The organism is Stenotrophomonas sp. PS02297 (assembly GCF_029959705.1).
GTDB lineage: Bacteria > Pseudomonadota > Gammaproteobacteria > Xanthomonadales > Xanthomonadaceae > Stenotrophomonas > Stenotrophomonas nitritireducens.
Genome location: NZ_JASCOS010000123.1, coordinates 1 through 10,521 on the forward strand (window position 1 = coordinate 1; position 10,521 = coordinate 10,521).

Consider the following 10,521-nt stretch of genomic DNA (forward strand, 5'->3'; position numbering starts at 1 on the left):
CCTGTATTGAGCCGCCGCGGCAGTGCCGGCCGCTGGCCGGCAACCGCAATGACGATGATCCCGAAGCTGCCGGCCAGCGGCCGGCATTACCGGGACCGGACTGGAGGCAAGCCGCACCTCTCGCAGGAGCTCACGCGGCGAGCCAGCGCCGCGCCATGCGCCGCAGCGATTCGTCCGCCTGCGCGTCGGCAGCGATGGCGGCGATGTCGCGCCACGCCAGTTCCAGCGACTCCTCGCTGACCACGAAACGCTCGTCCGCCGCGGCGCGCACCACGTAGCGCGCGTCGTAATGCCAATGGCCGGGCACCTGCCCGCGCTCGGGAATCCAGTGGCGGTCCAGGTCGAACGGTGTCCGCATCTCCAGCCGCAGCCCGGACAGCCCCGACTCTTCCTGCGCCTCGCGCAGGGCAACTCCGGCCAGGTCGCGGTCGCCGTCGGCGTGGCCGCCCAGCTGCAGCCAGCGTTCCAGCTTGCGGTGGTGGGTCAGCAGCACCCGCCTGCCGTCGGCGCTGACCAGCCAGGCGCTGCCGGTGAAGTGGCCGGCCAGGCGCGAGCGCGCGAACGGATCCTCGCCCCCCTCGTCCAGCAGTTGCAGGAACTGGCCCGCCACCGCCAGGTGCTCCGGCACCCGCCGCGCATAGTCCTGCAGCGCGTCGCGCAGCTTCCCATCGTGTTCGAGCATGACTGCAGGCACATCCCTTCGGTCCGATCCGGCGCTCATTATCGCCGTCCATGCTGCACCTGCGCTTGTCGGTTTCCTTTGCCTTTGGCAAGGTAGGACGTTGCCAGCGGTTCAGCTTGCATCGTCCCTTACGCATCCCCGCCGATGCGTGGAACAACACCCAGGTCTGGAAAACAGCGAATGCTCAAAACACTGTTGAGGGTCAAACCGGTCGAGCCGACCGCACACGTGGATGCCGGCGAACCGGTGGAAGGCAGCCTGCAGGGCGAAGCCACGCTCAAGCGCACCCTCACAGCCAAGCACCTGATCCTGTTGGGCATGGGCGCGGTGATCGGCGCCGGCATCTTCGTCATCACGGGCCAGGCCGCGGCCCACCACGCCGGCCCCGCGATCATGCTGTCGTTCGTGCTGGCCGGGCTGGCCTGCGCCTTCGCCGGCCTGTGCTATGCGGAGTTCGCGGCGATGATGCCGGTCTCCGGCAGCGCCTATTCGTACTCCTACGCCACTCTGGGCGAGGGCATGGCCTGGTTCATCGGCTGGTGCCTGGTGCTGGAGTACCTGTTCGCTTCCTCATCGGTGGCGGTCGGCTGGTCGGCCTACCTGCTCAGTTTCCTTACCAGCACCCTGCACCTGCCCTTCCCCGAGGCGCTGACCGCCGCGCCGATCGCCTGGGAAAACGGCCAGTTCGTCGCCTCCGGCAAACTGCTCAACCTGCCTGCGGTGCTCATCATCGCCGTGATCTCGGGGCTGCTGTACGTCGGCGTCACCCAGTCCACGTTCGTCAATGCGGTGATCGTCGCCATCAAGGTGGCGGTGATCTGCCTGTTCGTGGGTTTCGGCGCGATGTATGTCAATCCGGAAAACTGGACGCCCTTCATCCCCGACAACACCACCGGCGTTTTCGGCGATTTCGGCTGGAGCGGCGTGTTCCGCGCGGCCTCCATCGTGTTCTTCGCCTACATCGGCTTCGACGCGGTCTCCACCGCCGCCGGCGAGACCAAGGACCCGCAACGGAACATGCCGATCGGCCTGCTCGGCTCGCTGGCGGTGTGCACCATCATCTACATCGTGGTCTGCGCGGTGATGACCGGGCTCATGCACTACACCAAGCTCGGCACCGACAAGCCGGTGGCCACGGCACTGGAAGCCTATGCCAACCTGGCGTGGCTCAAGACCTGGGTCGAGATCGGCGCCATCGCCGGCCTGTCCTCGGTGGTGCTGGTGATGATGATGGGCCAGACCCGCATCGCCTACACCATTTCCCGCGACGGCCTGCTGCCGCCGATATTCGGCAAGGTGCACCCGAAGTTCCGCACCCCGCACCTGAGCACGGTGATCGTCGGCGTGGTCGCCGCCATGCTGGGCGGGCTGGTGCCGCTGAACGTGCTGGGCGAGCTGGTCGCGATGGGCACGCTGCTGGCCTTCGCCACGGTCTGCATCGGCGTGCTGATCCTGCGCCGTACCCGCCCGGAAATGCCGCGCGCATTCCGCGTGCCGGCGGTGTGGCTGGTCGCGCCGCTGGGCGCGCTGATCTGCCTGTCCCTGTTCGCGATGGCCTTCGCCGCCCACTGGCTGGTGTTCGTGCTGTGGAACGTGCTGGGCGTCGCCATCTATCTCGGCTACGGCATGCGCCACAGCAAGCTGAACCGGAACGCCTGATTTTCCTCCGGCCGGCCATCGCGCCGGCCGCTCCTGCACGCACGACGAGCGAAGACGCACCATGTTCAAGCAATTGTGGGCCACCAAACATCCGCACGCCGCCCATGAGGAGGCCAACGGCCTGAGCCTGCGCCGCACCCTGGGCCCGTGGGGCCTGACCGCGCTGGGCATCGGCGCGGTGATCGGCGGCGGCATCTTCGTCATCACCGGCCAGGCCGCGGCCAACCACGCCGGCCCGGCGATCATGCTGTCCTTCATCCTGGCCGCGGTGTGCTGCGCGTTCTGCGCCATGGCCTATGCCGAGTTCGCGGCGATGGTGCCGGTCTCCGGCAGCGCCTATACCTATACCTACGCCACCTTCGGCGAACTGTCGGCCTGGTTCATCGGCTGGATGCTGGTGCTCGAGTACGGCGTCTCCGCCTCGGCGGTAGCGGTGAGCTGGACCGGCTATTTCCTCAGCCTGCTCAGCCATTTCGACATCCACCTGCCGGCGGCGCTGGTCAACGCGCCGCTGGACGAGAAGCTGCGCCCGACCGGCGCCATCGCCAACCTGCCGGCGGCCGGCCTGGTGCTGCTGCTGACCTGGCTCTGTTACGTGGGCATCCGCAAGTCCTCGGCGATGAACATGGCCATGGTCGTGCTCAAGACCGGGCTGATCGTGCTGGTGATCTTCGCCGGCTGGAAGTACGTGGACCCGGGCAACTGGACCCCGTTCATCCCCGCCAACGAAGGCCCGGGCAAGTACGGCTTCGAAGGTGTGCTGCGCGGCGCGGCGATGGTGTTCTTCGCCTACATCGGCTTCGAGGCGGTGTCGGTGGCGGCGCAGGAATCGCACAAGCCGCAGCGCGACATGCCCATCGGCATGCTGCTGTCGCTGGTGGTGTGCACCGTGCTGTACATCGCCATGGCCGCGGTGATGACCGGCCTGGTGCCGTACAAGCTGCTCGGCACCGCCGAGCCGGTGGTGACCGCGGTGGCCGCACATCCGCAGCTGGGCTGGCTGCGCATCATCGTCGAGGTCGGCGCGCTGATCGGCTTGTCCTCGGTGGTGCTGGTGATGATCATCGGCCAGCCGCGCATCTTCATGATCATGGGCCGCGACGGCCTGCTGCCGCCGGTGTTCACCCGCATCCACCCGAAGTACCGTACGCCGCACATCAACACCGTCATCACCGGCATCGGCATCGCCCTGCTGGCGGCGCTGTTCCCGCTGGACATCCTCGGCGAACTGACTTCGATGGGCACGCTGATCGCCTTCGCCGCGGTCTGCGCCGGCGTGCTGGTGCTGCGCCGCACCCATCCGGAACTGCCGCGCCCGTTCCGCATGCCGGCAGCCTGGCTGCTGTGCAGCCTGGGCGTGCTCAGCTGCATCGCCCTGCTCACCGCCATGACCCTGCACAACTGGATGCTGATGGGCCTGTGGACGCTGACCGGCTTCATCATCTACTTCGCCTACGGCATGCGGCACAGCAAGCTCAATGCCGCCAACAAGGCCCGCAACGGCTGAGCGGCGACGCACCAGGCCGCGCATGACCGGAGCCCGGGGCGTTCCCCCGGGCTCTGCGTTGCCGCCAACGGCAAACAAACCGGCACCGGCTGGGTAGAATTGGCGGCATGAACGCGCCCACTGCCCCTTACGACGCCCAGCGCCTGAGCGAACTGGCCCAGTTGTTGATCGACAACGTCCGCGAACTGGCCCAGGCCGGCTGGACGCCGGCCACCAGCAGCAACTTCTCGCATCGCCTGGACGACCGCCACGCCGCGATCACCGTGTCGGGCAAGGACAAGGGGCGGCTGGTCGAGGCCGACATCATGGTCGTGGATTTCCACGGCAAGGCCGTCGGCCGGCTGCTGCGCCCCTCGGCCGAGACCCTGCTGCACACCCAGCTCTATGCGCGCTTCCCGGAAGTGGGCTGCGTGCTGCACACGCACTCGCCGGTGCAGACGATCGCTTCGCGCCTGTACGGCGGCGATGGCCACATCCGCCTGGAAGGTTATGAGCTGCTCAAGGCGCTGCACGGCAACTCCACCCACGAGACCGCGGTGGACCTGAAGGTATTCGCCAATACCCAGGACATGGACGCGCTCGCCGCGCAGGTGGAGGCCGAACTCGACCGGGCGCCGATGTGGGGTTACCTGATCGACGGCCACGGCCTGTACGCCTGGGGCCGCGACATGGCCGAAGCGCGCCGCCACCTGGAAGCCTTCGAGTTCCTGCTCCATTGCGAGCTGGAACTGCGCCGGCTGCGCGCCGCCGGCTGAAACGCCGCATTCGCCCGCCGCCTCGCTCCGGCGGGGGCAATGCCGTGCCCATGCCTGCTACCCTTTTTATCCCCACGCCCGGAGCCGCCGCCATGAGCCGACTGCGCATCTTCAACGACACCGATCCCGCCACCCCGCTGCTCGACAGCCGCGACGGCCAGGTCATCAGCACCGAACTGAAGAAGATCGGCGTCACCTTCGAACGCTGGCAGGCCAGGCATCCGGTCGCACCGGGCGCCAGCCAGGAGGACGTGTTCGCCGCCTACCGCGAGGACATCGACCGCCTGGTCGCCACGCACGGCTTCAAGAGCGTGGACGTGGCTTCGATCGCGCCGGACAACCCCAACCGCGCCGAGATCCGCCTGAAGTTCCTCGACGAGCATTACCACAAGGAGGACGAAGTGCGCTTCTTCGTCGCCGGCTCGGGCCTGTTCACCCTGCACGTGGACGACAGGGTCTATGAGGTGGAATGCGTCAAGGACGACCTGATCTCGGTGCCGGACAGCACCACCCACTGGTTCGACATGGGGGCCGAACCGAGCTTCGTCGCGATCCGCTTCTTCACCGAGCCGGATGGCTGGGTCGGGCACTTCACCGGCACCGACATCGCGCAGCGCTTCCCGCGCTACGAGCCGGAATCCGCCTGACCTGCCCTGCCCTGCCCGCAGGAAAGGGATCGGCATGAGGGCCGCAGAGCGGCGATGCATCCACTGCCCGGCCCGCCAGCGCCCTCCTGCCACTCCACGGCTTCGCTGCCTCCCATCCGCCCCTTCGGGGGCGACTTCCCCTGCAGGGGAAGGAACCGGAACAACCCCATGACCGTCCGCGCCATCCTCACCGACATCGAAGGCACCACCTCGAGCATCTCCTTCGTCAAGGAAGTGCTGTTTCCCTACGCCCGCGCCGCCCTGCCCGGCTTCGTGCGCGCGCATGGGCAGGAACCGGAGGTGCGCCGCTGGCTCGATGCCGTCGCCACCGAGATCGCCGCCAGCGCCTGCCAGGACGAAGTCATCGTCGAGGCGCTGCAGGGCTGGATCGACCAGGACCGCAAGCACACCGCGCTCAAGGCGCTGCAGGGCATGATCTGGGACAGCGGCTACCGCAACAGCGACTACACCGCGCACCTGTACCCGGAAGTGGCCGCGGTACTGCGCGGCTGGCATGCCGCCGGCATCCCCCTGTACGTCTATTCCTCCGGATCGGTGCCGGCGCAGAAACTGTTCTTCGGGTTCAGCGACGCCGGCGACCTCAACGGCCTGTTTTCCGGCAACTTCGACACCGAGATCGGCGGCAAGCGCGAGGCCGGCAGCTATGCGCGCATCGCCGCGGCCATCGGCGCCGCGCCGCGCGACATCCTGTTCCTGTCCGACATCGTCGAGGAGCTGGATGCCGCACGCGACGCCGGACTGCGTACCGTGCTGCTGGACCGCCGCGACGACTACCCGATGCCGCGCACCGGCGATGCCACCCACGGCCATGCGCGCGTGGAGGATTTCAGCCAGATCGTGCTTTGAGCGCATCGTCGCCGCTGACGCCGCGCCTGCGGAAACCTGCCGTTGCGCAAGCGCCGCCCGTGGCGGCTACTCACGGTCCGCCCGGCGCAGCACCAGCACATCGATGCTCGACGGCACGCCCAGCCGCGCGGTGAAGCCGTCCCACTGGCCAGCGCCGGGACTGACGAACAGGGTCATGCCGCCGACCTGGTAACCGCCGCGCACGTAACCGTCGTTGGCCGGGGCCACCAGCCAGCGATCCATGCCGAGAATATGGCCGCCGTGGGTATGCCCCGACAGCTGCAGGTCGATGGCGCCGGTGGCCGCGGCGGTACGCGCCAACCGCGGCTGGTGCGCGAGCAGGATGTGGAAATCGCTTCCCTGCGCCTGCCGCACCACGGCGGGGATGTCAGGGGCGATGCCATCGTGGACCAGGTCGCCACGCCGGTAGAACGCCGGATCGCCTACGCCGGACACCGCCAGCGTGCGGCCACCGATGTCGAGCTTCGCTGTCCGGTTCTCCAGCACGCCTAGCCCCATCTGCCGGAAGTGCGCCATCCACGCCGCGTAGTTGCTGTAGTACTCGTGGTTGCCGGGCGCGAGCCACACGCCATGCGGCGCATGCAGTTCGGCCAGCGCGGCGACATTGGCCGCATTGCTTTCGACCTGCCCGTCGACCATGTCGCCCGGCAGCACGATCAGGTCGGGCCGCGCCGCCAATACCTCATCGACGATGCGTCGCGTGCGCCATGCGCCCTTGACCGGGCTGGCATGGATATCGGCCAGCACCGCCACGCGCAGGCCGTCCAGTTCGGGCGGCAAGGTGCGCAACGCCAGTTCGCGCTCGTGCACCTGTGGCGGTTTCAGGCCATTGAACACGCCCAGCGTCGCCAGCAGCACGCCCGCCAGCGCGATGCCACGATTCAGCCGCACGCCGTGCAGCAGGGTGCGCGCCGGCACACCGGTCTTCAGCAGACGCAACGTCAGCCACAACGCGTCGCGCAGCAGCACCAGCGGCAGCACCAGCAGGAACGCCACCAGCACCCAGCCGAACAGCAGCTGCACCCAGGCGCCGGCGACGTCGCCCAGGGCATGCAGGCGCCACAGCGCACCCAGCACCGGCGGCAGCAGAGCGAAGGCCAGCGTGACACCGAAATGCCAGCGCCGCTGGCGACGTCCCGGGGAGGTCACCGGCCACCACAGCCAGAATGCGAGCAACAGGGGAACCAGCAGTACCAGTACGATCATCGACATGCACCACGGCGGCAGCGAACGCCCCGCCGGAAGGAAACGGAGAAGTGGCCGCTACTCTCGCATGCCGCCCCTGTAGCGCCGGGCAATGCCCGGCGGGGCCTTGCCGGGACGGCTCCAGCGGGGCGGTGCCCCGCTCTACAAGGCGGCGGGTTCTGTAGCGCCGGGCAACGCCCGGCGGGGCTTTGCCGGGAAAGCTCCAGCGGGGCGGTGCCCCGCTCTACAAGGCGGCGGGTTCTGTAGCGCCGGGCAACGCCCGGCGGGGCCTTGCCGGGAAAGCTCCAGCGGGGCGGTGCCCCGCTCTACGAGGCGGCGGGTTCTGTAGCGCCGGGCGACGCCCGGCGAGGCTTTGTCGGGAAAGCTCCAGCGGGGCGGTGCCCCGCTCTACAAAGCGGCGGGTTCTGTAGCGCCGGGCAGCGCCCGGCGGGGCTTTACCGGGAAAGCTCCAGCCGGGCGCCCCCCTTTTAAGAGGTCTTGCCGGAGATCCAGCGGTCGACCTTCTCGTCCAGCACGTCCAGCGGCACCGAGCCGTCCTTCAGCACTTCGGCATGGAATTGGCGGATGTCGAACTTGTCGCCCAGCTTCTGCTCGGCGCGCCTGCGCAATTCCTGGATCTTCAGCTCGCCGGTCTTGTAGGCCAGCGCCTGGCCCGGCCAGGCCATGTAGCGCTCGGCTTCGGCGATGGCATCCGGTTCGCTGACCGAAGAGTTGGCGAACATGTAGTCCAGCACCTGCTGCCGGGTCCAGCCCTTGGAATGCAGGCCGGTGTCCACCACCAGCCGCACCGCGCGCCACAGCTCGCCCTGCAGGCGGCCGAAATAGTTGTACGGATCGGTGTAGACGCCGAGGTCCTTGCCCAGGCTTTCGGCGTACAGGCCCCAGCCCTCGATGAAGGCGGTCTGTCCGCCGAAGCGGCGGAACGCCGGCACGCCCTGCAGTTCCTGCTGCAGCGCGATCTGGAAGTGATGCCCCGGGATCGCTTCATGCAGGAACAGGTCCTCCGCGTCCCAGGTCTTGCGGGTCGTCAGGTCGTAGGTATTGACGTAGAAGATGCCCGGGCGGCTGCCGTCCTCGCTGGGCGAGGTGTATTCGCCGCCGGCGGCCGACTGCGCGCGGAACGCCTCGACCGGGCGGATCTCGAAACCGGCCTTCGGCGTCAGCGAGAACAGCTTGGGCACATTCGCCTCGATCGTCTTCTCCAGGCCGCGGTAGTGCGCCAGCAGCGCCTCTTCCGACTTGAACTCGAACTGCTTGTCGTGCTGCATGAACCGGAAGAAATCCTGCAGCGAGCCCTTGAAGCCCACCTGTTCCATCACCTTGCGCATCTCGCCCTGGATGCGTTCGACTTCCTTCAGGCCGATCTCGTGGATCTGCTCGGGGGTCTGCGTGGTGGTGGTGCTCTGCCTGGCGTTGAAGGCATACCACGCCTTGCCGTCGGGCAGCGCATCCAGGCCGACGCTGTCGCGGGTGGCCGGCAGGTATTCATTGGCGATGAAATCGCGCTCCTTCCGGATCGCCGGCATCAGCTGGTCGTCGATCAGCGTGCGGAATGCGGCGGTCAGGCGCTCCTTGTCGGCGGCCGGGAAATCGGCCGGCATCGACTTGACCGGACCCCAGAACTGGCTGTCCTCGGCCTTGGCGGCAAGGATCGCATCGAACTGCGGCACCACTTTCTCCATCAGCACGCGCGGCTGCACCACGCCGGCCTTCATGCCTTCGCGCATGTTGGCGATCTCGGTATCCAGCAGCACCGGGATGCGCGCGGCGCGCTTGAGCCAGTCGTCGTAGTCCTTCACCGTCTTGAACGGCTGCGCCCCCTGGCCCGAACCGAACATCACGGAGTAACTGACAATCGAGCCCATCTGGTTGACCGGCATCATCCAGCCCGGGAACTTCTCGCCTTCCAGCGACTGCTTCTGTTCCTCGACGAAGATGCGGTAGCTGAGCAGATCCTGGCCGGCCAGGCCGGCATCGCCGAGCTTCTGCACCTTGTCCAGCCATTGCACGGTGAAGTCGTGCACCTGCCTGCGGTACTCGGCCGCCCCCATGTCCGGCAACTGGTCGTTGTAACGATTGTCGCCCTGGTAGGTGGCCTGCAGCGGGTTGAGCTTGAGCACGCCTTCCCAGTAGTCGGCGTACAGCTGGTTCAGCCGCGCGGCCTTGTCGGCCTGGGATGCCGGGCTGGCGGCATCGCTGCCGGCCGGCGGCGCGGAGGGCGAACAGGCGGCCAGCACGACGGCCAGCGACAGCGAAACGGACAGGGCCAGCGGACGCAGCTTCATGGGGAATCCAGCGGGGAATGAAGCAGCCAGCCTCCACAGGCGGCGCCCGGCTGGAAAGGGCCATAGGTCATTGTCCGGCCCGCGCCGTCGCAGCCCGGCCGGCAAACCGTCATAATCCGCGCCCATTCCGGCGCCTGCCCCCCGCAGGCGCCCTCGCCCGTCACCCGCCCGATCCGCCGCCTCGCCGCGGCCGTGACCGCGCCCCTGCCATGCCGCCTTCCATGACTACCTCGCACCGCCCGCTGGGCTTCTGGTCCGCCACCGCCCTGGTCGTGGGCAGCATGATCGGCTCGGGCACCTTCCTGCTGCCGGCCACGCTGGCGCCGTATGGCGCGGCGACCCTGGTCGGCTGGGGCATCACCCTGTGCGGCGCGCTGCTGCTGGCGGTCACCTTCGCCCGGCTGGCGCGGCGCTGGCCGCAGACCGGTGGCCCGTACGTGTTCGCGCGCAACGCCTTCGGCGAACTGCCCGGCTTCGTCGTGGCATGGAGCTACTGGATCTCGATGTGGTGCGCCATCGCCGCCATCGCGGTGGCCTTCGCCGGCAGCGTCGGCGCCATCTTCCCTGCGCTGACCGCCACGCCGGTGCGCGCGGCCAGCTGCGGCCTGGTGGCCTTGTGGCTGTGCGCCGGCGTCAACCTGGTGGGCCTGCGCGAGGCCGGCCGGCTGCAGCTGCTGACCACCGTGCTGAAGGTGGTGCCGCTGCTGCTGTTCGGGCTGGTGGCGCTGTGGTTCGTCGATACCCGTCATTACGTGCCGTTCAACCCCAGCGGGGAATCGCTGGGTGCGGTCGCCGGTGCCACCGTCGCACTGACGCTGTGGGCGATGATCGGCCTGGAGGCGGCCACGGTGCCGGCCGGGTCGGTGGACGATGCGCCGCGCACCGTGGCCCG

Annotated in this window: 9 protein-coding genes; 6 read left to right on the forward strand and 3 right to left on the reverse strand. The window is 68.5% G+C overall.

The features are described from left to right. Window positions 1-130 precede the first annotated feature (130 nt). Window positions 131-682, reverse strand: coding sequence for an NUDIX hydrolase (locus tag QMX80_RS16400; RefSeq protein WP_282278213.1), 552 nt, complete (start codon window positions 680-682; stop codon window positions 131-133). A 180-nt stretch (window positions 683-862) separates the two neighbouring features. Between QMX80_RS16400 and QMX80_RS16405 the strand changes: the two genes are divergently transcribed. From QMX80_RS16405 to mtnC, 5 genes are all read left to right on the forward strand, one after another. Further along, window positions 863-2,341: an amino acid permease gene (locus QMX80_RS16405; RefSeq protein WP_282278215.1), complete on the forward strand. Its 1,479-nt coding sequence runs from the start codon at window positions 863-865 to the stop codon at window positions 2,339-2,341. A gap of 61 nt (window positions 2,342-2,402) precedes the next feature. Continuing rightward, entirely contained in the window at window positions 2,403-3,848 is a 1,446-nt protein-coding gene (locus QMX80_RS16410; protein ID WP_055765201.1) for an amino acid permease, read from the forward strand. Window positions 3,849-3,955: 107 nt separating this feature from the next. Next, window positions 3,956-4,603: a methylthioribulose 1-phosphate dehydratase gene (locus tag QMX80_RS16415; protein WP_282278219.1), complete on the forward strand. Its 648-nt coding sequence runs from the start codon at window positions 3,956-3,958 to the stop codon at window positions 4,601-4,603. A gap of 92 nt (window positions 4,604-4,695) precedes the next feature. Then, window positions 4,696-5,250 (forward strand): acireductone dioxygenase, encoded by a 555-nt coding sequence (locus QMX80_RS16420; protein WP_055765194.1) that lies wholly within the window; start codon window positions 4,696-4,698, stop codon window positions 5,248-5,250. Window positions 5,251-5,418: 168 nt separating this feature from the next. After that, entirely contained in the window at window positions 5,419-6,117 is a 699-nt protein-coding gene (mtnC, locus tag QMX80_RS16425) for an acireductone synthase (protein WP_282278222.1), read from the forward strand. Window positions 6,118-6,183: 66 nt separating this feature from the next. Here the strand turns inward: mtnC and QMX80_RS16430 are convergent, their stop codons facing one another. Beyond that, entirely contained in the window at window positions 6,184-7,344 is a 1,161-nt protein-coding gene (locus QMX80_RS16430) for a metallophosphoesterase (RefSeq protein WP_282278224.1), read from the reverse strand. Between the two features lie 467 nt (window positions 7,345-7,811). Next, window positions 7,812-9,629 carry a DUF885 family protein gene (locus QMX80_RS16435; protein ID WP_282278226.1) on the reverse strand — a complete coding sequence of 606 codons (1,818 nt, stop codon included), beginning with the start codon at window positions 9,627-9,629 and terminating at the stop codon, window positions 7,812-7,814. 221 nt (window positions 9,630-9,850) lie between these two features. On the opposite strand from QMX80_RS16435, the gene QMX80_RS16440 reads away from it, so the two are divergent. Then, on the forward strand, window positions 9,851-10,521 hold a 671-nt coding region (locus QMX80_RS16440; RefSeq protein ID WP_282278228.1), incomplete at its 3' end, for an amino acid permease.

Bases quoted from the DNA above. Each gene is read 5' to 3' on its own strand.
- QMX80_RS16400 (WP_282278213.1), bottom strand. From the start codon at position 682: ATGCTCGAACACGATGGGAAGCTGCGCGACGCGCTGCAGGACTATGCG.
- QMX80_RS16405 (WP_282278215.1), top strand. From the start codon at position 863: ATGCTCAAAACACTGTTGAGGGTCAAACCGGTCGAGCCGACCGCACAC.
- QMX80_RS16410 (WP_055765201.1), top strand. From the start codon at position 2,403: ATGTTCAAGCAATTGTGGGCCACCAAACATCCGCACGCCGCCCATGAG.
- QMX80_RS16415 (WP_282278219.1), top strand. From the start codon at position 3,956: ATGAACGCGCCCACTGCCCCTTACGACGCCCAGCGCCTGAGCGAACTG.
- QMX80_RS16420 (WP_055765194.1), top strand. From the start codon at position 4,696: ATGAGCCGACTGCGCATCTTCAACGACACCGATCCCGCCACCCCGCTG.
- mtnC (WP_282278222.1), top strand. From the start codon at position 5,419: ATGACCGTCCGCGCCATCCTCACCGACATCGAAGGCACCACCTCGAGC.
- QMX80_RS16430 (WP_282278224.1), bottom strand. From the start codon at position 7,344: ATGATCGTACTGGTACTGCTGGTTCCCCTGTTGCTCGCATTCTGGCTG.
- QMX80_RS16435 (WP_282278226.1), bottom strand. From the start codon at position 9,629: ATGAAGCTGCGTCCGCTGGCCCTGTCCGTTTCGCTGTCGCTGGCCGTC.